This window comes from Burkholderia gladioli (genome assembly GCF_000959725.1).
GTDB classification, from domain to species: domain Bacteria; phylum Pseudomonadota; class Gammaproteobacteria; order Burkholderiales; family Burkholderiaceae; genus Burkholderia; species Burkholderia gladioli.
Window position 1 is genome coordinate 2,456,716 of record NZ_CP009322.1, and the last position, 22,622, is coordinate 2,479,337.

The 22,622-nt window shown below is 70.5% G+C and carries 19 protein-coding genes; 9 read left to right on the forward strand and 10 right to left on the reverse strand.

From position 1 onward, the window contains the following. The first annotated feature begins 44 nt into the window (after window positions 1-44). Window positions 45-371: a hypothetical protein gene (locus BM43_RS10970; protein ID WP_036055574.1), complete on the forward strand. Its 327-nt coding sequence runs from the start codon at window positions 45-47 to the stop codon at window positions 369-371. Between the two features lie 131 nt (window positions 372-502). Here BM43_RS10970 and BM43_RS10975 read toward each other — a convergent pair whose 3' ends face one another. The 4 genes from BM43_RS10975 to BM43_RS10990 form a co-directional block, all read right to left on the reverse strand. After that, window positions 503-1,420: an AEC family transporter gene (locus BM43_RS10975; protein WP_036055573.1), complete on the reverse strand. Its 918-nt coding sequence runs from the start codon at window positions 1,418-1,420 to the stop codon at window positions 503-505. Between the two features lie 10 nt (window positions 1,421-1,430). Continuing rightward, window positions 1,431-2,165 (reverse strand): TSUP family transporter, encoded by a 735-nt coding sequence (locus BM43_RS10980; RefSeq protein ID WP_036055572.1) that lies wholly within the window; start codon window positions 2,163-2,165, stop codon window positions 1,431-1,433. Window position 2,166: 1 nt separating this feature from the next. After that, a complete protein-coding gene (gene pyk, locus BM43_RS10985) occupies window positions 2,167-3,603 on the reverse strand; it encodes a pyruvate kinase (RefSeq protein ID WP_036055571.1) in 1,437 nt (478 codons plus the stop codon). Window positions 3,604-3,814: 211 nt separating this feature from the next. Continuing rightward, a complete protein-coding gene (locus BM43_RS10990; RefSeq protein ID WP_036055570.1) occupies window positions 3,815-4,726 on the reverse strand; it encodes a DMT family transporter in 912 nt (303 codons plus the stop codon). Between the two features lie 57 nt (window positions 4,727-4,783). On the opposite strand from BM43_RS10990, the gene BM43_RS10995 reads away from it, so the two are divergent. Further along, on the forward strand, window positions 4,784-5,770 hold the full coding sequence (locus tag BM43_RS10995) for a LysR substrate-binding domain-containing protein (protein ID WP_042284045.1): 987 nt from the start codon (window positions 4,784-4,786) through the stop codon (window positions 5,768-5,770). A gap of 22 nt (window positions 5,771-5,792) precedes the next feature. On the opposite strand, the gene BM43_RS11000 is transcribed toward BM43_RS10995, so the two are convergent. The 4 genes from BM43_RS11000 to acnA all read right to left on the reverse strand — a co-directional run bounded on the left by BM43_RS11000 (window position 5,793) and on the right by acnA (window position 11,428). Beyond that, window positions 5,793-6,875, reverse strand: coding sequence for a S1 family peptidase (locus tag BM43_RS11000; protein ID WP_230676407.1), 1,083 nt, complete (start codon window positions 6,873-6,875; stop codon window positions 5,793-5,795). Window positions 6,876-6,988: 113 nt separating this feature from the next. After that, on the reverse strand, window positions 6,989-7,729 hold the full coding sequence (locus BM43_RS11005) for an ABC transporter substrate-binding protein (RefSeq protein ID WP_036055569.1): 741 nt from the start codon (window positions 7,727-7,729) through the stop codon (window positions 6,989-6,991). Then, a complete protein-coding gene (locus tag BM43_RS11010) occupies window positions 7,726-8,712 on the reverse strand; it encodes a GntR family transcriptional regulator (RefSeq protein WP_036055568.1) in 987 nt (328 codons plus the stop codon). Before BM43_RS11010 ends, BM43_RS11005 begins: the two co-directional genes overlap by 4 nt. Before the next feature lie 58 nt (window positions 8,713-8,770). Continuing rightward, window positions 8,771-11,428, reverse strand: coding sequence for an aconitate hydratase AcnA (gene acnA, locus BM43_RS11015; RefSeq protein WP_036057148.1), 2,658 nt, complete (start codon window positions 11,426-11,428; stop codon window positions 8,771-8,773). Between the two features lie 171 nt (window positions 11,429-11,599). On the opposite strand from acnA, the gene BM43_RS11020 reads away from it, so the two are divergent. Continuing rightward, window positions 11,600-12,655, forward strand: a complete 1,056-nt coding sequence (locus BM43_RS11020) for a lactonase family protein (protein WP_036055566.1) — start codon at window positions 11,600-11,602, stop codon at window positions 12,653-12,655. Between the two features lie 76 nt (window positions 12,656-12,731). On the opposite strand, the gene BM43_RS11025 is transcribed toward BM43_RS11020, so the two are convergent. After that, entirely contained in the window at window positions 12,732-14,843 is a 2,112-nt protein-coding gene (locus BM43_RS11025) for a carbohydrate-binding protein (protein ID WP_158380920.1), read from the reverse strand. A 422-nt stretch (window positions 14,844-15,265) separates the two neighbouring features. On the opposite strand from BM43_RS11025, the gene BM43_RS11030 reads away from it, so the two are divergent. Further along, a complete protein-coding gene (locus tag BM43_RS11030; RefSeq protein ID WP_036055565.1) occupies window positions 15,266-15,625 on the forward strand; it encodes a hypothetical protein in 360 nt (119 codons plus the stop codon). Between the two features lie 113 nt (window positions 15,626-15,738). Next, on the forward strand, window positions 15,739-16,110 hold the full coding sequence (locus BM43_RS11035; protein WP_036055563.1) for a DUF4180 domain-containing protein: 372 nt from the start codon (window positions 15,739-15,741) through the stop codon (window positions 16,108-16,110). On the opposite strand, the gene pdxR is transcribed toward BM43_RS11035, so the two are convergent. After that, entirely contained in the window at window positions 16,107-17,633 is a 1,527-nt protein-coding gene (pdxR, locus tag BM43_RS11040) for a MocR-like pyridoxine biosynthesis transcription factor PdxR (protein WP_036055562.1), read from the reverse strand. The genes BM43_RS11035 and pdxR overlap by 4 nt on opposite strands. Window positions 17,634-18,040: 407 nt before the next feature. Between pdxR and BM43_RS11045 the strand changes: the two genes are divergently transcribed. The 4 genes from BM43_RS11045 (at window position 18,041) to BM43_RS11060 (ending at window position 22,621) form a co-directional block, all read left to right on the forward strand. Then, window positions 18,041-18,751, forward strand: a complete 711-nt coding sequence (locus BM43_RS11045) for a response regulator transcription factor (RefSeq protein WP_036034456.1) — start codon at window positions 18,041-18,043, stop codon at window positions 18,749-18,751. Window positions 18,752-18,795: 44 nt separating this feature from the next. Next, window positions 18,796-20,856 (forward strand): sensor histidine kinase, encoded by a 2,061-nt coding sequence (locus BM43_RS11050; protein ID WP_036055560.1) that lies wholly within the window; start codon window positions 18,796-18,798, stop codon window positions 20,854-20,856. A 554-nt stretch (window positions 20,857-21,410) separates the two neighbouring features. After that, entirely contained in the window at window positions 21,411-21,983 is a 573-nt protein-coding gene (locus BM43_RS11055; protein ID WP_036055558.1) for a sigma-70 family RNA polymerase sigma factor, read from the forward strand. After that, window positions 21,980-22,621, forward strand: a complete 642-nt coding sequence (locus tag BM43_RS11060) for a DUF1109 domain-containing protein (protein WP_036055556.1) — start codon at window positions 21,980-21,982, stop codon at window positions 22,619-22,621. The genes BM43_RS11055 and BM43_RS11060 overlap by 4 nt, the downstream gene beginning before the upstream one ends. The last annotated feature ends 1 nt before the right edge of the window (window position 22,622 follow it).

Genomic DNA, 22,622 nt, shown 5'->3' on the forward strand with positions numbered 1-22,622 from the left:
CTCCTGACGATCCATACCCGCTTTCAGGTAGATCGGAGAAGTTCATGCTGCGTATCGCGACCACCCTCGTCCTGCTGGGCACCGGCGCCCAGGCGCTTGCCGCCGGGGAAACGCGCCCCTCCCTGTTCAAGGAGTACGACGTGCTGGACAAGCGCGACAGGATCCTGCGCGAGGACCATCTGCGCGACTCGCTCAGGAGCGATGCGGAAAAGAGACGGGCAGCGGGGCTCGGCATGTACCCGCAGCATGGGCAGCGCAACGTCGAGCAAGCCGGCAACCTGTCGGTCAAGCCGTATTCGAAGAATATCGATTCGTACTGCTACCAGGAATCGGGCAACTCGACCACCTGCGGCTCGCGCCTGAACTGGTAAGCCCCTTCATCCCGCCAAGGCCTTCACGCGCCGCGCCAGTTCGGCAAAGCCGCACGCGCCCGAACTGGCGCAACAGCGCCTGTTCCGCGGTATCCAGCGCATCGCCGCGGCTTCGACGCCAGGCGATCCGCCTAGCGATGCGACACCAGCAGCACCAGCGGCATGGTGATGGCCGCCAGCGCCGTCTGCACGGTGATGATGCCGGCCGACAGGCGATGATCGCCGCCCAGCAGCTTCGCCATGATGTAGGCCGAGGGCGTGCAGGGCAGCGAGTTGAACAGCACGATGGTGGTCAGCGCCGGGCCGTGGATGCCGAGGCTCACGCCGATCCACAGCGTCAGCAGCGGCACCAGCAGCAGCTTGATGAAGGAGGACTGCAGCACCGGCCCGCGCGCCGCGCGGGCCGCCTGCATGTCGAGCCCGGCGCCGACGGCCAGCAGCCCCAGCGGCAGGGAGGCCGCGCCGAGGATCGAGAGCAGGCTCGACAGCGTGGCCGGCAACGCGAGGCCGCCGAGATTGAACAGCGCGCCGAGCAGCACCGCCATGATCACGGGGTTCTTCAGCACGGCATTGAGGACCTGCCTCGGCGTGGGCGCGCCGCCGCTGCCGTAGCGCATCAGGATCACCACCGAGGCCACGTTGAGCAGCGGAATCGCCACCGCGATGCTGATCGAGGTCAGCGTCAGGCCCACGCTGCCGTACATCGCGGCGGCGGCGGCCACGCCCACGTAGGTGTTGGGCCGCAGCGAGCCCTGGATCACCGAGGAGAACACCGCGCCCGGCTGCCGGCTCCAGAGGCGCCAGCCATACAGCAGCAGCGCGCCGGCGCCTACCGCGCCGAGGATCGCGATCGCGATCGGGCGGATCGGGAACTGCGTGAGGTTGGCGCGGGCGACCTGGCTGAACATCAGGGCCGGGAACATGTAGTAGTAGTTCAGCGTCTCGCAGGGCAGCCAGAACGCGTCGGCGAGCAGCCGGCGCTGGCGCAGCACGAAGCCGAGCAGGATCAGGGCGAAGATCGGGATCAGCGCGGTGAAGACACTTTGCATGGCGGTTCCGTCAGATCAGCGTCCTGGCCAGCACCACCGCGCCGTACACGCCGATGAAGGCGGTCATGGCGCGTTCGTAGAGCGGCGCGCCGGCGCGCTTGAACAGCAGGTTGCCGACCGCGAAATAAACCACCACCGCCAGCGGCGCGATCGCGAAACCCTCCACGCTCAAGGCCGAGCGCCGCAGCACCGCCAGCGTGCCGAGCTGCAGCGCGCCGAACAGCAGGTAGTAGCGCGCGATGGCCAGGCGCACCTGCAGCTTGTCCCGATGGCGGCTGACCGCGTACACGGCCAGCAGGGCGCCGCCCATGTTGGTCAACCCGTGGATCACGCCCATCGCGCCGGCATAGGCGCGGTCGCGACGCTGCACGAAGCGCTGCAGGCGTGCCTGCAGGCGCGGCGAGTAGCGGATCAAGGCGGCGCCCAGCATCATCAGCCCGATCAGGATCTCGACGCGGGCCTTGAGCCCGGTCGCCACCAGCACCGCCAGCGCCACCACGATCGCCAGCGCGCAGAGCAGCATGTTGATCCGCTCGCGCGCCGGCAAGGGCTCGCCGCGCCCGGTCGTGACCTGGATCGCGGAGATCGCCATCGAGGACGGCAGCAGCAGGCCCAGCACCGAGGTGAAATCGAAGCCGAGCAGGAGCAGCGTGGGGGTGCCGAATACCAGCACGCCCATGCCGAAGATCGATTGCACCACCGCGAGCAGCGCGACGATGCCGGCCAGCAGGTAGGGATCGTGCATCTCAGGCCGCCTCCAGGCTCGCTGGCTGCGGCCAGGACCGCTGCCGCGCCAGTTGGCCGACGCGCACCGTCTGCAGCAGGCTCGGCGACACGTCGGCGTCGCTGCTGGCGGCCAGCACCACCAGCACCACGTCGTCGTGCGCGAGGAACCCGGCCGTCCACAGCGCCTCGAGCGCCACCATCCCGGCGCCTTCGTCCGCAACGCTCAATTGCGGCAGGTACACGCCGGTCGTGCCCGGCAGCAGGTTCCAGGCGCGCACCCGCTCAAGCTCGTTGCCGACCGCGATGATCGGCTGCTGCACCTGCGCCATCGACACCAGCCGGGCCGCGTAACCGGTACGCGACAGCACCACGATGCGCGTGATCGGCAGGCTGCGCGCCAATGCCTGGGTGGCTGCCCGCAGGTCGAGCTGGCTGGCCGGCACGCCGCCGAGCGGCGGCGCCACCGCGTGCCGGTGCCCCTCGGCCAACGTGACGATGCTGCGCAGGCGCGCCACGGCCTCCACCGGGAAGCGGCCGACCGCGGTCTCGCCCGAGAGCATCACCGCCGAGGCGCCGTCGATCACCGAATTGGTCACGTCGCCGATCTCGGCCTTGGTCGGCAGCGGGCTCTCGATCATGCTGTGCAGCAGCTCGGTGGCCACGATCACCGGCTTGCCGTAGCGCTGCGCGGCCGCGATGATGGTCTTCTGGTGGATCGACACGTGATCGATGCTGGTCTCGACCGACAGGTCGCCACGATCGATCATGATGGTGTCGGTGGCGCGCGCGATTTCGTCGAGATGGTCGAGGCCGCCCTGGTTCTCGACCTTGGCGACGATCTGCGGCGTCGGCGCGTCGATCAGGGCGCGGATGGCCTCCACGTGGCGCGCCGATTCGACGAAGCTGATGCCGACGAAATCCACGCCGACGCGCCTGGCGAACGCGATCATGTCGCGATCGCGCGGCGTGACGAGCTCCTGGCCCAGGTCGATCTCGGGAACGTTGATGCCCTTGCGGCTCTTGAGCGTGCCGTCCGTTTCCGCGACCACATGCACGTCGGGCCCCTCGACTTCGGCCACCCGGAACGACAAGGTGCCGTCGTCGGCGTAAATGCGCACGCCGGCACGCAGCTTCTCATGAAACTTCGCGTAATTGACCGGCACCTTTTGCGAACCGTCATGCGACAGGTCGGTAGTCAATATCAGACGGTCACCCGTCTTGAACGACGGTTCGACACGCAACTGGATAGTGCGGATCTTGCGCCCCGGAATATCGAGCAGGATCGGCAATTCGGGCAGGGTTTCCCGAATCAGGGCAATGGTGGTCTCATGCCAGGCCAGGTCGCCATGCGAGCCGTTCAGGCGCGCGACCGTCATGCCCGCGCGCTGCAAGGCCAGCAAGGTGGAAGGATGGTTTGAAGCCGGCCCGATGGTTGCGACGATTGTTGTTCTGGACATTTCTTTTTCTGTCGTTGGTTTGCACGCGGCAAATATGACAGAAACATGTCAGCGACTTTAATAATAAAAACTTGGCCAATTAGACGCCAAAGAAATAAAGCTCGTCATTCGAAGTCGAAACATCAATAACGCTGTTGAAACGCCGTTCAACCAAATGGCGCCATCGAATTCAAAATGAGACCTTGATTCGCCCCGCTTCGAAAATCCCCTTTCACCCCCGCCCGCGCCACGCCACCAGCACCACGCCCGCGATCGCCGTGGCGCCGCCCGCCAGCGTGGCGAGGCCGGGACGCTCGCCGGTCAGCCAGGCCGACAGCGCGGTGGCCACGGCCGGCGACAGGTACAGGAAGTTCGCCGCGCGCGCGGCGCCGAAATAACCGAGCGCGTAGGTCCAGCTCGCGTAACCGAGCGCGGCCGGGAACACGCCGAGCATCAGCACCGCCGCGAGCGTGCCGTGAGGCGCCGCGGGCAGCGCGCCGATCGCGCCCGGCAGCCACGGCGAAAGCCATAAAGCCCCCGCCAGCAGCGTATAGGCCGTGCAGGCCAGCGGCCCGTAAACGGGAATCAGCCGTCGCTGCAGCACGAAATAGCTCGCCGTGCAAAAGGCCGCCGCGAGGATCAGCGTGCTGCCGGCGCCGAGCGCCAGGCCGCCTGGCTGGCCGCGCGCGATCACGGCGATGCCGGCCAGGCTGACCAGCGAGCCGATCCATCCCCAGGCATTGATGCGCTCGCCGAGGAACAGCACCGCCAGCACGGCGGTGAAGATCGGCAGCGTGCTGGCGATGAAGCTGGCCGCGCCGGGAGCGACGGTCTGCTCGCCGGTGTTCAGCAGGGCGTTGTAGAAGGCGATGCCGAACAGCCCGCACAACAGGAAGCGCAGGCTGTCGCGCCAGCCCGGCAGGCGCGGCCGCTGCCACGCCAGCCAGGCGAGCACCAGCACGGCGGCGGTGCCGAAGCGCCCCGCCGCCAGATGCAGCGGCGACAGGCCCTGCAGGCCGATGCGGATGAAGGGAAAGGCCGAAGCCCAGGACACCACCGTGAAGGCGACCGCGCCGAGCGCGAGCAGCACCTGCCTGAGATCGCGCGGCGAGCAGTTTTTCGAAGCCGGGGAGAGCGTGTTCATGCCAGGATCGTGCCGCATCGCCAGCTGTTAAGCTAGCGCATCGATCAACGTCTTCCTGTGAATATGGCTCACAGCTCATCTCGCCCTCGCGTCCCGTCCGCGGCACGGCTCGCCGACGCCGCGCCCGACGCCGCGCGGCCACCACTGGCCAGCCTCGAGACGGTCTGCAACGTGGCGCGCCACGGTTCCTTCCTGGCTGCCGCCGAGATCTCCGGCCTCACGCACGGCGCGATCAGCCGGCGCATCGCGGCCGTGGAGAACTGGCTCGGCGTGAAGCTGTTCGAGCGCCACGCGCGCGGCGTGCGGCCGACCCTGGACGGGCAGCGCTTCGTCAGCCGCATCGAGCAGGCCTTCGGCATCATCGACAGCGCGGCCGACCAATGGCGCTCGCCGCGCGGCGCGCGCCTGGTCAAGCTGAGCATGGTGCCGGCCTTCGCCAGCCTGTGGTTCCTGGCCCGCCACGGCGATCTGGAAAACGAAGCACCGGCCCTGCGCATCGAGCTCGACATCGACCATCGCGCCGTCGATATCGCGGGCGGCCAGGCCGACCTGGCGATCCGCTACGGACGCGGCAACTGGCGCCATCTGGAGGCCAGGCCCTTCCTGCCCGAAACGCTCTACCCGGTCGCGCATCCGGCGCTGGCCGCGCAACTGGCCAAGGCCATGCGCCGTCACGGCGAGGCCGCCCTGCTCGATGCCCCGCTGCTGCACGACTCCGACGCGACCGGCTGGCGTGCCTGGTTCGAGCCGCTGGGCATCGCGCTCAAGCCGCGCGCGCAGGATCGACGCTTCGAGGACTACACGCTGGTGCTGGCCGCCGCCGAGGCCGGGCTCGGCGTGGCGCTGGCGCGCGTGCCGGTGGCCGCCGCCCATCTGTCGCGCAGCCCGCTGGTGCGCCTGAGCCGGCGCGAGGTGGTTTCGCCGCTGACGGCGTACATCGTGCACGCGCGGGACGAATGCCGCCCCGAGGTGCTGGCGCTGATCGACAGGTTATTGAGGATGGCGAACCAGGAAGCGGCGGGCCTGGCGGGCGCCGGTGGCTGACATCGCGGCGCCGCCGTGCCCCTCATCGGCTGGCGGGCGAAGGCGCGGCTGCCGGCGCCGAGGCGGGCGTGCTGGCGGAAGCAGGCGCCTGCCAGACCACCGCGTTGTCGACGGCATACAGCCTGAAGCTGACGTTCGACTTGCGGCAATCGTCCTTGAAGCGCGCGAATTCAGCCGAGCTCGAGAAGCTGCCGAACTTGCCGTCGCTGGTGAACACGAAGACGCGCGGCGCGGCCAGCAGCAGGAACTGCTTGTAGGCCAGCACCACCGGCGCCTTCTGCGCGGCCGGCACCGGCAGCGCGTCGGCATCGCCGAGCGCGGCGTAGCCGCTGCCCGCCACGCTGCCGTCGGCGCCGAAGCGCACCCCGGCGGCCTTCATCTCGCCTTGCCAGGCCGCGATTTCCTTCGCATAGCGCTCGGGAAGCTGGGCGACCCATTCGGCCGGATACGAGAACGCGAAATTCTCGGTGGCCGTCGCCACCGAACGCACCACGCCCACCAGCCTGCCTTGCTGGTCGAACAGGCCGCCGCCGCTGGAGCCGCTGGTGACGGGCGTGGACGACTGGATGATCGGCACCGTGCTCTCGGGCTCCTGGCGCAGCGAGGAAATCAGCCCGTCGGTCAGCGACAGTTCCAGCCCGCGCGGGCTGGAGATCACGTAGACGCGCTGCCCGACCCGCAAGGTGCTGATCGGCGCGACCTGCACCGGCGTCACCTCGAACTTGCCGGCCACGCGCAGCAGGCAGAGGTCGCGGCGATTGTCGGGATCGCGCAGCACCTCGTCCACCTTCAGCGTGGCGCCGTTGTTGCCCAGCGTGACCGCGATCGACTTCTCGACCACGTGGCAGGCGGTGATGAAACGGCCCGGCGCGATCAGCACCGCGCTGCCGATCAGGTACTGGTTGCCTTGCGGCTGCTCGGCCCGCACCGTCCAGACCTTCGGCGAGACCGCCGCGAACACCTGCTCGGCCTGGCTGCCGCCATTGCCGATGTCGTTGGCGGGCGCCGTGCCGGCTTGCGCGAACGCACCGGCGCCGAAGCCGCACCACAGCAGACAGGCGGCATGGCGCAGGATGGCGGCGAAGCCTGCTCGGTCGATTCTCAAGGGACGTCTCCTTGCATTCGGATCACGCGATGGACGGCTGCCCGGCGCCGCCACGACGGCGTGCCAGGTCCCGATTATAGGGACCTGCCCGAACGGCCGTCGGGAGCGCGCGCTCAGCCCCGCCCGGCCGGCGCCACCGAGGCGCCCGCCACATGGTGCCGGGCCAGCGCCTCGGCGACGAAGCCCGAGGCCTTGCGCGCCTCCACGAAGGCATCGAGCGCCTCGGCGGCCGCCTGGCCTCGGCTGCGGGGCAGGCCCATCGCCTGGCGGATCACCATGAAGCGGCCGTCGAGCAGGCGCAGGCCCGACTGCCGCGCCGCGTCGGCTTCCAGTTGCTGCTTCACGCCGGCCGCCACGTCGTGCCCCTCGGCCAGGAAGGTCGACACCACCGCCGGCGAGGACGGCGCGCGCTCGATGGCGGCCGCTTTCAGCTCGCGCGTCAGGAACAGGTCGTAGGCGCTGCCCTTGCCGACCGTGACACGCACGCCGGGCCGGTCGACCTCCTCGTTGGCGCGGATCGGCGAGGCCTCGCGCACCAGGTAGCAGCCCTCGATCAGCACATAGGGCGAGGTGAAGGCGATCGATTCGGCGCGCAGCGGATCGATCGCGAAGAAACCGACGTCGGCGCGTTCGTCGCCGACCGCCGCCACCGATTCGCCGGCGGTGGCGAACACCGCCAGCTCGACCGGCACGCCCAGTTCCGCGCCGAGCGCGCGGGCCAGGTCGACCGAGACCCCGGCCGGTGCGCCGCTGGCGGGATCGTGGCCGGCCAGGATCGGATTGCCGAGGTTGATCGAGGCGCGCAGCACGCCGTGGGGAGCGAAAGCGGAAACGATGGCGGGATCGAGGTTCATGAGGCGCGGCGGGTTCGGTTGGGCCGCTGGCCGGCAGGCGCGGCGGCGGACGGGACGGGCGCGGTTTCCCGCGCCGGGGATCGGGGCGATGGCGATTCGAGTATCCCGCTGATGCGCGCGAGCGCGTCGAGCGTATGCAGCAGGTGCTCGCGCAGCGCCTCGGCGGCTTGCTCGTTGCACTCGCGCGCGAGCAGGTCGAGCACGTGCAGGTGCTGGCGACAGTGCTCGGCATAACGCTCGCGATGCCGCATCGAGCGATACGACAGCAGGCGCCGCACGCGATTGACGCGGCGGATCGTGTCGATGAAGAAGGGGTTGCCGGATGCCTCGACCAGCGCCTCGTGATAACGCACGCCGCGATCGTGCAGCGCGTCGGCGCTGGCCGTCTCGATGCCGCCGGCCAGCAGTTGCAGCTCGGTATCGCGGCAGCGTTCGAGCACGCGCGGATCGAGCCGGTAGCCGGGTTCGAGCAGCGCGGCCGGCTCCAGCGCGAGCCGCAGCCGATACGACTGCAGCAGGCTGTCGGGCGTGGTCAGCATGGTCGAGAAGGCCCAGCCGTAACCCGGCTTGCGCTCGGCCCAGCCCTCGCCCGCGATGCGCGCCAGCACGGCATTGAGCTGCGCGCCGGTCAGGCCGTAGCGCTGGCGGATCAGTTGCTCGGAGAATTCGTCGGGCAGCTCGCCGCGCAGGCGATCGTCGGCGATGCGGAAATACACGCTGGAGATCAGGTCCGCCTCGTCCAGGCCGAGCCCGCCGACCACCTCCTCCAGCGGCTCGCGCAAGGCCCGCGCCACGAAGAAACCGCGATGGCGTTCGCGCGTCACCACGCCCTTATCGTGCAGCAGCGCGAGCGCCTCGTTGACGGGCGAGCGCGACACGCGCAGGCGGTCCGCCAGCATCTGCGCCGGCAGGTGGGCACCGGCCTCGAGCTGCTCGCTGCGGATCAGCTCGACGATGCGGGCGGCGATCGATCGGTCGGTCATGGAAGCCGGCGTGAAGGATTGGCGTGGCAGGGCCGCCCATTGTCCGCGTTTCGGCGCATCACGCAAGCGCGGCCGCGTCCGCGCGCGGCAGGTGGCGGCGCAGGATGAAGGGGATCACGCCCCCCGCGCGCAGCAGCTCGCATTCGAGCCGCGTCTCGACGGCGGCCAGCGCGGCCAGCGGCTCGACGCGGCCGTGCGCGCGCACGATGCTCACGCGCACGGCGACACGCGGCTGCAGCACCGCCTCGCGCGCATCGATCTCGATCCGGTCGCCCGGCTGCAGCGCCAGCGCATCGGGATGCGCGAGCTCGATCATGCGCAGCGGCAGGATGCCCATGCCGATCAGGTTCGAGCGATGGATCCGCTCGAAGCTGGTGGCCAGCACCGCGCGGATGCCGAGCAGGCGCTGGCCCTTGGCGGCCCAGTCGCGCGACGATCCCGTGCCGTAGCGCGCGCCCGCCACCAGCACCACCGCCTCGCCCGCCTCGCGATAGCGCGCCGCCGCCTCGTGCAGCGGCAGGGCCTCGCCCGAGGGCGCATGCACCGTGTGCGCGACCGGCAACCCGGCACGCAGACGGTTCTCCAGCGTGCGGTTGTAGAAGGCCGCGCGCAGCATCACCTCCCAGTTGCCGCGACGCGACGCGAACACGTTCAGGTCCTCGCGATCCTCGCCGCGCTCGACCAGGAAATCGGCGACGGGGCTGTGCTTCGGGATCGCGCTGGCCGGCGAGATGTGATCGGTGCTCACGTCGTCGCCATAGACGGCGAGCGGATGCGCTACGTAATGGCCGAGCTGGCTGCCCGCCTCGGCCGAGGCGAAGGGCGGGCGGCGCAGCGCATTCGAGGCCGGGTCCCAGGGGAAGCGCGCCGAATCCGGCGCTTCCAGCGCGTGCCAGGCGGGATTGGCGCTGGCGATCGCGAAGGTGCGGCGGTAGTCGCCCGGCTCGTTGGCGCGCGCGACCAGCGCGTCGATTTCCCCGCGCGTCGGCCACAGTTCATGCAGGTGCACCGGCGTGCCGTCATGCGCCAGGCCCAGCGGCTCGCGGCCGAGGTCGCGCGCCGCGTCGCCGGCCAGCGCGAAGGCGATCACCAGCGGCGGCGACATGATGAAACCGAGTTCGAGCTCGGGATGGATCCGGCCCGGGAAATTGCGGTTGCCCGACAGTATCGCCACCGGGCGCGCGGCCTTCGCGGCCAGCGCCGCGCGGATCGGCTCGCCAAGCGGTCCTGAATTGCCGATGCAGGTGGTGCAGCCGTAGCCGACGATCGAGAAGCCGAGCGCGTCGAGATCCTCGATCAGCCCGGCGCGCTCGAGATAGGCCGCCGCCGCCGGCGAACCCGGCGCGAGCGAGGTCTTGACCCAGGCCGGCACCGTCAGGCCGCGTTCGCGCGCGCGCCGCGCCACCAGCCCGGCGGCGATCAGCAAGGCCGGATCGGAGGTGTTCGTGCAGCTCGTGATCGCGGCGATCGCCACCGGATGATGCGGCAGGTTCGTCGTCCGCGCCCCGCTCGCCGGCGGCGCGCCTTCCAGCTTCGCGAGCGTCTCGGCCACGGCCGTGTAGGGCAGCCGGTCTTGCGGCCGGCGCGGCCCCGCCACCTGCATCGCGATGCCGTCGAGCGCGATCTCGATGCGGCGCGTGTAACGCGGCTGCGCCTCGGGCTCGAACCAGATCCCGACGCGCCGCGCATAGGCCTCCACCAGCGCGATCGCGGCGGCGTCGCGGCCGGTCTCGCGCAGATAGTCGAGCGTGCGCGCATCGATCGGGAAATAGCCGGTGGTCGCGCCATATTCGGGCGCCATGTTGGCCACCACCGCGCGCTCGCCCGCGCTCAGCGTGCTCACGCCGGGCCCGAAGAACTCGACGAATTCTCCCGTCACGCCGATCTCGCGCAGCCGCTGCGTGACCGTCAGCGCCAGGTCGGTGGCCAGCACGCCCGGCCGCAGCGCGCCGCTCAGCCTCACGCCCACCACCTCGGGAATGCGCTGCATCACCGGCATGCCGAACATCACCGTCTGCGCCTCCAGGCCGCCCACGCCCCAGCCGAGCACGCCGATGCCGTTGATCATCGGCGTGTGGCTGTCGGTGCCGATCAGCGTGTCGGGCACGGCCCAGCGCTCGCCGTCACGCTCGATCACGCCGACCACGCTCGCCAGTTGCTCGAGATTGAGCGTGTGCATGATGCCGGTGCCGGGCGGATGGATCCGCACGCCCGTGACGGCCTTCGCGGCCCAGCGCAGGAAACGGTAGCGCTCGGCGTTGCGGGCCAGTTCGGTGCGCAGGTTGCGCGGCGCCGCGTCGGGTTCGCCATGCACTTCCACGGCCAGCGAATGGTCGACCGAGGCATCGACGGGCAGCACCGGATTGAGCACCGAGGGATCGACGCCGGCTTCGGCCAGCGCGTCGCGCATGCCGGCGATATCGACCAGCGCCGGCGTGCTGGTGGTGTCGTGCATCAGCACGCGGTTCGGCTGGAAGGCGATCTCGATCTCGCTGCTGGCGTGCTCGATCCAGGCCAGGATGCCGTCGACGGCGGCGCGCTGCTCCTCGCCCCGGTGATGGCGGATCACGTTCTCCAGCAGCAGCCGCAGCACCACGGGCAGCTCGCGCAGGCGCGTGCCGAAGCGAGCCGGCAGGTCGACGATGCGGTAGCGCGCGCCGTCGAGGGTGAGGGTCGCATCAGGGGCGGCGGCAAGGGGGCTGGGGGTCGAGGTCATGCCGCGCATTTTGCATATTTCAAATAGAAAATGCAATTTTAGGCGAAATGCGGGTAAATTACGGGGCCGCCCGCCGGTTCGCTGGCAGGCAGGCTCGAACTTGACGCCTGCTCATCCGCGGCGCGCCCCGCGCATCATCGTGTCATCGGCATTGGAAGGAGAATCCGCAGCATGTACGCCTATGTCGGCTCGCGTACCACGCGCGAGCGCAACGCCCGCGGCGAGGGCATCAGCGTGTTCCGCGTCGATCCCTCGACCGGCGCGCTCGATCCCGTGCAGGTGCTCGGCGATCTGGTCAACCCGTCCTTCCTCGCGATCGATGCGCGCGGCGAGCGCCTGTACAGCGTGCACGGCGATCGCAGCGAGCTGAGCGCCTTCGCGATCGACCGCGCGAGCGGGCGCCTCGCCTTCCTGAACCGGCAGGACACCGGCGGCAGGAACCCCGTCCACGTCGCGCTCGCGCCGGACGGGCGCCGCGCGCTGGTATCGAACCACCTGGGCGCGAGCCTCGCGGTGCTGCCGATCGCGGCCGACGGCTCGCTCGGCGCGCTCGCGCAATGCCTCGCGCTGGACGGCCCGATCGGCCCGCATCGCATCGAGCAGCAGCAGGCCAAGCCGCATTTCAATCCCTTCTCGCCCGACGGCCGCTTCGTGCTGGTGCCCGACAAGGGCCTCGATCGCATCTTCGTGTTCCGCTACGAAGCCGGGCGGCTCACGCCCGCCGAGCCGCCCTTCGTGGCCACGCGCGAGACGGCCGGCCCGCGCCATCTCGCCTGCCATCCGTCTCGACCCTGGGTCTATTGCGTCAACGAGCTCGATTCGACGGTGACCGCCTACGACTATCGCGCCGACAGCGGCGAGCTGCGGCCCAGGCAGATCGTGTCGGCGCTGCCCGACAGCTACACGGGCAACAGCCGTGCGGCGGGCATCCAGATCGACGCCGGCGGGCGCTTCCTCTACGCCTCGAATCGCGGCAGCGACAGCATCGCCTTGTTGCGCATCGATCCCGACAACGGCCGGCTCGCCTTCGTGGAAGCCGTATCGACGGGCGGGCGCACGCCGCGCTTCTTCACGCTCTCGCCGGATGGCCGCCTGCTGTATGCACTCAACGAGGACAGCGACAGCATCGTGAGCTTCTCGGTCGATGCCGGCAGCGGCAGGCTCTCGCCCACCGGGCAGCTCACCTCGACAGGCAGCCCGGTCTGCATGGTGTTTTCCCGCGCCTGACAAGGCCAGCCAACAAAGAAAAACGGGGCATGCCCAGGCGGGCATGCCCCGTTGCCTTTCCCGGTGCGCGTCGCGCTCACCTCAGCGGCGTCGGCCAGCCGATCGCATCGATATCCGGCGCCCAGTCGCTCGGATTCGAGATCGTCAGCGTATTGCGCGAGCCGGCCTGCAGGTTCACCGTCACCGCGACGTGGCGGATCGTGTCGTAGCTGCCCGTCGAGGGCAGCGCGAGCGTGACCGGCGTGCCGCCGTTCACGCTGACCTGCGCGTTGCGGCCGTTCGGTTCGCCATTGCCGTACAGGATGTCGATCGAATAGGCGCCGGCCTTCGGCGCCGCGATCTGGTTGAAGCTCAGCGTGTTGGCCTGGCCGATGTAGCCGACCTTCTTGCCGCCCGAGCAGCTCGCGCAGTCATACACGGCCGCCTGCCCGCTCAGCGTGTTGAGGGGCGACTCGGCCTCGTAGGCCGCGCGCGGCGGCTGGTAGGCGAGCGGCCCGGCCACCACGGCCACGCGCTGGATCGACAGCGCCGCCGACGGATCGTGCCACTTGGCCAGCACCACGCTGTTGCGCCCCGGCTTCAGCGCGGCCTCGACGCTCACCCCGCCCAGCCCCCAGGCGGCGCCGGTCGGCGGCAGCGAGACGATGCTGCCCGGCCCGCCGTTGACGCTGAGCAGCGCGTCGACCGGTTCGCTGCCGGTGTTCTGGTAGGCGATCTGCAGGTAGCCGCCGGCGCGCTGCGAGACCACGTTGTCGAAGCTGACCGTGGCCGGATTCACGACCTGCGCGTTCGGCTCGCAACCGCCGCAGGACGACAGGTCCGCGCTCGGCTGGTAGGCGCTGGGCCGATACGGCACGGCCGCCGTGTCGGCGCCCTGGATCACGTAGAGGCGGCTGGTCCCGGCCGGCACGCGCGTCTCGAAGCGGCCGATGCCGATGCCGGCATTGGCGCGCGCCCAGACATCGCGCACCAGGCCCGGCACCAGCGGCTCGAGCCCGAGCTCGCGCCAGCTCACCGCCATGCTCGCGTCCTTCGTCGAGTTGTTGAACAGCAGCACCGCGCGACGGCCGTTGCCCATCAGCGGCTTGGCCCAGACCTCGACGCCGGGCGCCGGGTTGGCCACCAGCACGCCCTGCAGGCCGAGCCCGTCCTGGTCGATCGCGATCATCTCGGGGTTCTTCAGCAGCGCCAGCGTGGCGGCCTTGGGCGGGCGGCCGGTGAAGTCGTTGCCGAGGATCATCGGCGCGCCCGAGATGGCCCACAGCGCGATGTGCGAGCGGTCCTGCTCGTCGCTCAGGCCCATGCCGGCCAGCATCATGTCCGGATCGTTGTAGCGGCCCGTGTGCTGCGCCTCGGGGAACACGTTGCCCTCGAAGTTCTGCCCCACCAGGCGCGACCAGCCCGGCGTGAAGTTGTCGCCGGTGTCGTAGGAGATGTCCTCCTCGGTGCGCCACATGTCGGCCACGTTGCCCCAGTCGTAGTCGCGGCCCGTCTTCGAGTCGTTGAAGCTGTCAGGGTTGATGCTGTAGAACAGGTAGCCCTTGCGGCCGGCGCCGAGCGCCGCCTGGCGCAGCGCGTCGCGCATCTTCGCGAATACCGGCACCTGGGCCGGCGCCGCGGTCGAGCCCTTGGTGCACCAGTCGTATTTCAGGTAGTCGACGCCCCATTGCACGAAGGTGGCCGCGTCGAGCGCCTCGTGGCCCTGGCTGCCGGTATTGCCGTTGGCCTCGTTGCCGGGCGCGCCGGGGGCGAGTTCGTTCTGCAGATTGTTGAGCTGGGCACAGGTACGCAGGCCCGGCGTCGCGTAAATCCCGTATTTCAATCCCTTGGAATGGATGTAATCGCCGAGCGCGGTCATTCCGCTCGGAAACGATACATGATTTCCATTCAATTTCCCTTGTGAATCGCGAGTCAATTCCGACCAGCAATCATCGACGTTCACATAGACATATCCGGCACTTTTCAGGCCGCTGCTGACCAGGTAATCGGCCGCGTCGTGAATCACCTTTTCGTTGATGTTGCAGCCATGCCCGTTCCAGCTCGCCCAGCCCATCGGCGGCGGTGGCACCGGCACCTGCCGCACCAGCGGCCAGGCGGGCGGCCAGGCTTGCTGCGCGGCGGGCGCGGCACCGCTGCCGGGCGCCGCGGCGCCGGTCACCGAAGCCGCGCCCGCGTGATAGGAAGACAATGCCGATATGAATAAGGGCAATGAAAAAAATACCGCTCGGATATGCCGTTTCATTGAATAGGTATCCTGATTCAATTAATGGTTTTATTCGATTCGCCAGACCTGCTCGATTGCATGCGAACGGTATCCGCCGAATCAGGGCTGATCAAGTTGTGCGACGGCTTCCCATATGTTGAATCGCGCGCGAAAAGGCGCGCTCGCGGCCTTGCGCGAGCACGCCGCGATGCAGCGACGGCGCACACGCCGAGCCGGCGCGGTTTCGTCGCGCGATCGTGTTATGCGGCATTGCGCCGCATCATCGCTGGAGGCCAAAGCGGGGGCGCCAACCGCTCGCCTGGCCGCTTTTCGATAGACTGTGCGGATTCTCGCGGCAGCGGACGGCACGACCGGCGCACCGCGCTCCCGATCCACAGGAATTCCCGATGAAGCAAGCCGTCTTGTCCCTTGCCCTCGCTGGCGCGCTCGCGCTGCCGGCTCTCCCGTCCCAGGCCCAGGCCTTCGACGATCGCTGCTTCGCGGTCGGCGACGTGGCCGCGCAGATCTCCGGCTGGCGCAAGAAGCACAAGACAAAGGAACAGGCGATCGCGCAGTCGCACAAGTACTACGGCAACGGCCCCGACGCGCAGGCCGTCGACCAGGCGATCGAGGAGATCTACGGCGCGCCCACCCTGCTGAACCCCGACCAGGCCACCATGCTGGTCACGCAGAACTGCCTGAAGCGCAAGGCGGCGCAGGCCGCCGCCGCATCGGGCGCGGCCGGCGCTTCGGCGGCCAAGCCCTGAGGCATCGCGCGGCCGGCTCGACGACCACGCCGCGCGATATCGCCAGACCGTTGCCTGCGCCGGCCCTCGCGCCGGCATCCCCAGCCAGCACGACGAACCGGATCCGACTCTCCATGGAAGCACGCCTGATCGAGCGGCCCACGAGCCGCATCGTCCACGTCAGCAGTGTCGATACCCCCGTGCGCAGCCGCCAGGACGCGCTCGACATCATGCTCGGCCACGGCCACCGGGATCTCGACGGCATCGCGATCGACGCCGCCTGCCTGCATCCCGACTTCCTCGTGCTGCGCACCGGCGTGGCCGGCGAACTGCTGCAGATGTTCGTGAACTACCATCTGAAGCTGGCCATCGTCGGCGATTTCTCCGAGGTCCGCGCCGGAGCGCTGCACGACTTCATCGTCGAGAGCAATCGCGGCCGGCAGGTGTTCTTCGTCGCCGATCTCGACGCGGCGATCGCCAGGCTCGAAGCGGCGCTCGCCACCTAGGCCTTGCCCTGCGCGAATCCGGCCAGCACCTGCGCCAGCGCGCGCCCCGCGTGGCGCGCCTGCGCCAGCGTCAGGGCCGTGTAGCCGACCAGCACCGCCGGCGGCAGCCGCGCCTCGCGGCAGAACATGCCCAGCGGCTGCAGCGCGATGCCGGCCGCGGCGGCCGCCGCGACGAAGGCGGCCTCGTCGCTGCCCGGATCGAGCCACAGCATGAAATGAAAGCCCGCCTGCTCGCCCGAGATCGCGTAGCGGCCCGCCGCGCCGGCCGCCAGCCGCTCCAGCACGGCATCGCGCCGCTGCTGGTAGGCCTGGCGGCTCGCCCGCAGGTGCCGGGCGAAATCGCCGTTGCCGATCAGGCCCGCCAGCGCGCGCTGCTCGATCACGCCGACCGGCCGCCCGAGCGCCGCGAGCAGGGCCTCGAGCGGCGCGCGCAACGCCGCCGGCGCCACCACGTAGCCGAGCCGCAAGCCCGCGAACAGGGTCTTGTTGAAGGAGCCGCAATAGATCGCGCGATCGTGCCGGTCGAGCGCCTTCAGCGCCGGCAACGGCGCGGCCTGGTAGCTGAACTCGCCGTCGTAGTCGTCCTCGACGATCCAGGCCTGCTCGCGGCGCGCCCAGTCGAGCAGTTCCAGGCGCCGCGAAACCGACATCGTCACGCCCAGCGGCGACTGGTGCGCGGGCGTCACGTAGGCCGCCACGATGCCCGGCAGCGCGGCCAGCCGCTCGACCACCAGCCCCTGCGGATCGACCGGCACCTGCGCGACGGCGGCGCCGTTCAGCGCGGCCAGCCGCTCCGTCATCGGATAGCCGGGATCCTCGATCGCCACGCGCCGCCCACGCACCTCGATCGCCCGCATCACCAGGTCGAGCGAATGGCGGATGCCGGCGGTGATGAACACGTCCTCGGCGCGGCAGGCGATGCCGCGATACTCGCCGAGCCAGGCGGCAATCCGCGCGCGCAGCCGCGCGTCGCCGCCGGGCACCGCCGCGCCGAGCTCGGCCGGTTTCAGGCCCGCCAGCGCCTGCGCCAGGTGGCGTTTCCAGGTGGCCGCCGGCAGCAGGGCCGGGTCGGCCAGGCGCGCGACGAAGGGCTGGCCGATGCGCGTGCCGGTCGGCGAGGCGTCGCGGGCCGCATCGGGCGAGCGCCGGAGGCGGGACGGATCGGCGCTCGCGGGCGCGATATCGACCGCGACCGCGGCCTCGCCATGCGCATCGGCTGCCGGCGCCATCAGATACGCCTCGGGAACCACCGCGCTGACCCGCGTGCCCGAGCCGCGCACGCGCGATAGATAACCCTCCGCCACCAGCCGCTCGAAAGCCACCTCGACCGTGCCGCGCGCCACCCGCCAGCGCTCGGCCAGCGTGCGCGTCGAAGGCAGCGCGCCGCCGGCCGCCAGGCGCCCCTGCAGGATCGCCTCGCGCAGCGCATCGGCGATGCGATCCTGCTTCGAGGCGCCGCCTCGCGAGGAGAGGCCCGGCGGCCTCGGCAGATCGAGCGGAATCGCGGCCTTGCCTCGCGTCATAGTGGTCCAGTCCGGTAAGCGTGGAATCAATCCCGGCTTATACCACATCGATCCTGGCGGCAGGCTCGCGGTCCTGCCCGCCGCGGCCCTTCGCCGGGATCGCCACCCTCGCCTTACGCCCGCCTTTCTTCATATGGATGTCATCGAACCCACGCCACACTCATCCACTGTGCAGATACACGATATCCCGCGCTTGTAAGGAAGCTGTCGAGGCGCTCGCGTATCATGCGATCACGCTGGCGCGCGTCCCGCGCGCCGGCACCGGACAATGGCCGGAAGCCGCGCCGCGCCCCGCGTTTCGGGCCTCGAGGCGGCGCCCCGCCCGCTTGCCGGCCGTCCGGCGACCGCGCCCTTGCTTGCCGCGCGCTCGCCGTTCGTCATCCGATCCTGTCACCGATACGCGACCCATGACGCTTTTGCCTCCGGAACCCATGGTCCCCGGCCCGCTCCTGATCGTCGACGACGAGCCGCTGATGCAGCGCCGGCTCACCACCATCCTGACCTCGCTGGGCTACTCGGACGACGCGCTGCTGTTCGCCGGCAGCCTCTCGGAGGCGCGCGCGATCCGCGCCACCCAGCCCTGCGCGATCGCGCTGGTCGATATCGGCCTGCCCGACGGCTCGGGCATCGAGCTGATCCGCGAATGGCACGAGGCCGACCCGGCCCTGCCGATCGTGGTGATCTCGACCTGGAGCACCGGCCCGACCATCGTCGGCGCGCTGCAGGCCGGCGCGACCGGCTACCTGCTCAAGGAGCGCGACGACATCGAGATCGCCTTGTCGATCCGCAGCGTGCTGCGCGGCGGCGCGCCGATCGATCCCTTCGTGGCGCGCCATATCCTCGAGACCACCGTGCACGCGGCGCCGGCCGCCGCGACGCCGGCCAGCGCGGGCCTGCTGCCCTCGCGCAACGGCGCGCCGCCGGTGCGCCTGAGCCGCCGCGAGATCGAGATCCTCGGCATCGTCAGCAAGGGGCTGACCAACCGCGAGATTTCGGAGCTGCTGTCGCTGTCGCGGCTGACCGTCGAATGCCACATCAAGAACATCTACAAGAAGCTCGCGGTGCGCTCGCGCACGCAGGCGGTGTTCGAGGCGCGGGCGCACGGCCTGCTGCCCTAGCCGCGCCTCGCCTCCAAGCATCCCTCTCCTGCGATCACAGATCGATGCCTGCCCGGCCCGCGACGTTACCGCTCACATCCACGCCCACGCTCGACGCGGCGGGCGGCGGCGCTCGCGCGCTCGTGCCGCCGTGGCTGTGCTTGCTCTGCCTCGCGCTGCTGACGGTGTTGGCGAGCACGGCGCGCGCCATCGAAACCTCGACGCCGGCAACGGCCAACGCCTCGACCAGCACCGCGCCACCGATCGACGCGGCGGCCGCCACCATCTCGCCCGCCGGCAGCGAGGTGCTGGCCGGCGACGCCAGCGGCAGCGCCGAGCCGCCCGACTGCGCGCTGCAGACCGACGCCGCGCGCGCCGTCGGCTGGGACGACGCCGCGCCGCCCGCCGCCGGCTGGACCCGCGTGCAGTTGCCCGACGTCTGGACCTCGCGCTGGCCCGGCTTCGACGGCGTGGTCTGGTACCGCTTGCGCTGGGACCGCGCCTGCCTCGGCGACGCACCGGCGGCCGCCTTCATCGACTACGTGAACATGGCGGGCGCGCTCTACCTGAACGGCAGCCTGCTGGCCGCCGACCCTCGGTTGAAGGAACCGCTCAGCCGCAGCTGGAACATGCCGCGCCGCTGGCTGCTGCCGGCCTCGCTGCTGGTGGCCGGCAGCAATACCCTGCTGGTGCGCGTCTCGGGCCTGGCCGCCTACGCGCCGGGGCTCGGCCCGGTGACGGTGGGCGCTCCCGCGCAGGTCGAGCGCCGTTACGCGCATGCCCACCAGGTGCGTCGCGACCTGCAGCTCTACAGCCTGGCCGTCACCTCCACGCTCGGCTGCTTCTTCGTGGTGCTCTGGCTGATGCGCCGCCGCGAGAGCCTGTACGGCTGGTTCGGGCTGCAGTCGATGGCCTGGTGGTGCTTCCAGGTGAACCAGGCGGCCACCTCGCCCTGGCCGTTCGCGAGCACCGACGGCTGGGAAGCGGCCATGTCGATCGCGGTGGTGCTGTTCAGCGTCAGCTTCGCGATGTTCACGCTGCGCTTCGCGAACCGCCGCTGCCCGCGCCTGGAGCGCCTGCTCTGGCTGCTCGCCGCGGCGCAGACGCTGGCCATGCTGCTCGCGCCACGCGGCTCGATCGAGACGGTGCGCGCGGCCATCGCCCTGCTGCCCGCGCTGACCTTCATCGGCTGCTGCAGTGCCTTCATCGTGTTCTCGCTGCGCCGGCCGCGCGCCGACCGGCTGGCGCTGTCGGGCTGCATGCTGGTCTTCGTGCTGGCCTGCATCCACGACCTGCTGACCTTCCTCGGCGTGCTCGGCGACAACGTCTACTACACCTCGATCGCCGCGCAGTTCGAGATGATCGGGATGGCGCTGGTGCTGGCCTGGCGCTTCGTCACCAACCTGCGCCGCATCGAGCAGTTCAACCACGAGCTGACCAGCGCGGTGGCCGAGGCCAAGCGCGAGCTGCGCGACACGCTGGACCGCGAGCACGCGCTGCAGGTCACCAATGCGCGCCTGAACGAGCGGCTCTCGCTCGCGCAGGACCTGCACGACGGGCTGGGCGGCACCCTGGTGTCGAGCATCACCACGCTCGAGCACGCGCCGCAGGACATGCCGCCGGCGCGTTTCCTCGGCATCCTGAAGGAGTTGCGCGACGACCTGCGCATCATCATCGACTCGGCCTCGCTCGACCATGCCGGCACGCGCTCGCTGGACGGCTTCCTCGCGCCGATGCGGCACCGGCTGGCGCGCGCCTTCGAGGCGCAGGACATCGACTGCCGCTGGGAGCTGGCCGGCATCGACAGCCTGCACCTGCCGAACGCGACCTGCCTGGACGTGATGCGCGTGCTGCAGGAGGCGGCCACCAACGCGCTGCGCCACAGCGGCGCGAGCCGCATCGAGATCGCCGTGGTGCACGACGCCGAGGGCCTGCGCATGGCCGTCGCCGACAACGGCCGCGGCTTCGACCCGGAAGCGCCGACGCTGCACGGCGGGATCGGCATGCGCAGCCTGCGCGCGCGCGTCGGCCGGCTCGGCGGCGCGCTGCGGATCGCCTCCGACGCGAGCGGCACGCGGCTGACGGTGAGCATTCCCGGGCTCGGCACGCCCGCCGGCGCCGGCTGAGCGAGCGCCCGAACGACAGCCGGGCGCCACGCTACCGACAGCTTCCGGCCAGGCTCGCGCCATCTTCCAACCCGCCTTCGAGCCCGCCGCGCGCCACGCGACATCGGCCGCCCGGCATGGTTCACCGGCTTACCAATTTCGGGGGATGGGCACCCATGGGGCGGATTGCTAATCTGCCCGCACATTCGCTTGCCAAGGCAAGGAAGCGCGGCGCAAGCAAGGCGCCGCACGGGCCGACACCGGCGGCAGCGCGCGGCGCGACCGGCCCGGCCGGCGAATGCGATGGCCGATGCGCCCTGAAGACACGCATCGTTCGTCATTCTCTGGCACGAGGCGGTGACCGGCCGGCGCGGCAGCGTCGGCCGGCTCACCAAGACCGCCGGCCAGGCCTTTGCTGCGGCCGCCCGAGCCGCCCCGGCACCCGCTTCGTACCACTCGCGCGCCGCCCGCCCGCGACCCGCCTTGTTGCCCTGACCCCACAAGAAACGCCTCCCGTCCCGTCGCCGTCGTAGAATCGACGAAATTTTTTGCGCCCGGTGTAACCGCCGACACGGATGGAACGAACTCAAGACAGCGCCGCGCGACAACGCACCGAGCAGGAACTGCGGCAATGGCTGCTGCTCGGCCTGGGCGGCGACGAGGCTGCCTACCGCCGCTTCCTGAACGCCTTGTCCACGCACTTGCGCGGCTTCGTCAGGCGCCGGCTGGCGAGCCGCCCGTCCGACGTCGAGGACCTGGTTCAGGAGATGCTGCTGGCGATTCACGACAAGCGTCACACCTATCGCGCCGGCGAACCCTTGACGGCCTGGGTCCACGCGATCGCGCGCTACAAGCTGGTGGACTACTTCCGCGCCTGGTCGCGCCACGAGGCGCTCAACGACAGCTTCGACGACGAGGCCGAGTGGATCGCGCCGCCGGAGCTGGAGTCGTCCGAGGCGCGGCGCGACCTGGGCCAGCTGCTCGAATCGCTGCCCGACCGGCAACGCCTGCCGATCGTGCACGTCAAGCTGGAGGGATTGTCCGTGGCGGAGACCGCGCGGATGACCGGCCTTTCCGAATCGGCCGTCAAGATTGGAGTGCATCGCGGCCTGAAGGCACTGGCCGCGAAGATACGCGGAACACGATGAAGACCGATGAACTGATTTCCATGCTGGCGACGGGCGTCACGCCCGTCGACCCGCACCTGCCCGCCAAGCGCTTCGCGACCGCCGTCGCGATCGGCGCGGGCGGCGCGCTGCTGCTGATGCTGGCCGTGCTCGGCCTGCGCCACGACCTGGCGACGGTCGCGCAAACGCCGCTGTTCTGGGCCAAGGTGGCCCTGCCGCTGGCGATCGCGATCGGCGCGCTGCGCGGCGCGCTCAGGCTGGCGCGGCCCGGCGCGCGCGCGGGCGGCGCGGGCCTGCTGGTGGCCTCGCCGGTGGCGGTGGTATGGATCGCCACCCTCGTCATGCTGGCGCTCACGCCGGCCGGCGAGCGTCTCGCGATGGTGCTCGGCCAGACCTGGAAGGTCTGCCCGTTCGCGATCTCGATGCTGTCGATCCCCGGCTTCGTCGCCACCCTGGCCGCGCTGCGCAGCCTCGCCCCGACCCGCCTGGCGCTGGCCGGCGCCGCGGGCGGCCTGCTCTCGGGCGCGGTGGCCACCCTGGTCTACTGCCTGCACTGCCCGGAGATGGGCGTGGCCTTCTGGGGCGTCTGGTACCTGCTCGGCATGCTGGTGCCGACCGTCGCCGGCGCCCTGCTCGGGCCGCGCGTGCTGCGCTGGTGAG

Bases quoted from the DNA above. Each gene is read 5' to 3' on its own strand.
- BM43_RS10975 (WP_036055573.1), bottom strand. From the start codon at position 1,420: ATGCAAAGTGTCTTCACCGCGCTGATCCCGATCTTCGCCCTGATCCTG.
- acnA (WP_036057148.1), bottom strand. From the start codon at position 11,428: ATGACCTCGACCCCCAGCCCCCTTGCCGCCGCCCCTGATGCGACCCTC.
- BM43_RS11060 (WP_036055556.1), top strand. From the start codon at position 21,980: ATGAAGACCGATGAACTGATTTCCATGCTGGCGACGGGCGTCACGCCC.
- BM43_RS11005 (WP_036055569.1), bottom strand. From the start codon at position 7,729: ATGAACCTCGATCCCGCCATCGTTTCCGCTTTCGCTCCCCACGGCGTG.
- BM43_RS10970 (WP_036055574.1), top strand. From the start codon at position 45: ATGCTGCGTATCGCGACCACCCTCGTCCTGCTGGGCACCGGCGCCCAG.
- BM43_RS11010 (WP_036055568.1), bottom strand. From the start codon at position 8,712: ATGACCGACCGATCGATCGCCGCCCGCATCGTCGAGCTGATCCGCAGC.
- BM43_RS11020 (WP_036055566.1), top strand. From the start codon at position 11,600: ATGTACGCCTATGTCGGCTCGCGTACCACGCGCGAGCGCAACGCCCGC.
- pdxR (WP_036055562.1), bottom strand. From the start codon at position 17,633: ATGACGCGAGGCAAGGCCGCGATTCCGCTCGATCTGCCGAGGCCGCCG.
- BM43_RS11030 (WP_036055565.1), top strand. From the start codon at position 15,266: ATGAAGCAAGCCGTCTTGTCCCTTGCCCTCGCTGGCGCGCTCGCGCTG.
- BM43_RS10980 (WP_036055572.1), bottom strand. From the start codon at position 2,165: ATGCACGATCCCTACCTGCTGGCCGGCATCGTCGCGCTGCTCGCGGTG.
- BM43_RS11045 (WP_036034456.1), top strand. From the start codon at position 18,041: ATGACGCTTTTGCCTCCGGAACCCATGGTCCCCGGCCCGCTCCTGATC.
- BM43_RS10990 (WP_036055570.1), bottom strand. From the start codon at position 4,726: ATGAACACGCTCTCCCCGGCTTCGAAAAACTGCTCGCCGCGCGATCTC.
- BM43_RS11050 (WP_036055560.1), top strand. From the start codon at position 18,796: ATGCCTGCCCGGCCCGCGACGTTACCGCTCACATCCACGCCCACGCTC.
- BM43_RS11055 (WP_036055558.1), top strand. From the start codon at position 21,411: ATGGAACGAACTCAAGACAGCGCCGCGCGACAACGCACCGAGCAGGAA.
- pyk (WP_036055571.1), bottom strand. From the start codon at position 3,603: ATGTCCAGAACAACAATCGTCGCAACCATCGGGCCGGCTTCAAACCAT.
- BM43_RS11035 (WP_036055563.1), top strand. From the start codon at position 15,739: ATGGAAGCACGCCTGATCGAGCGGCCCACGAGCCGCATCGTCCACGTC.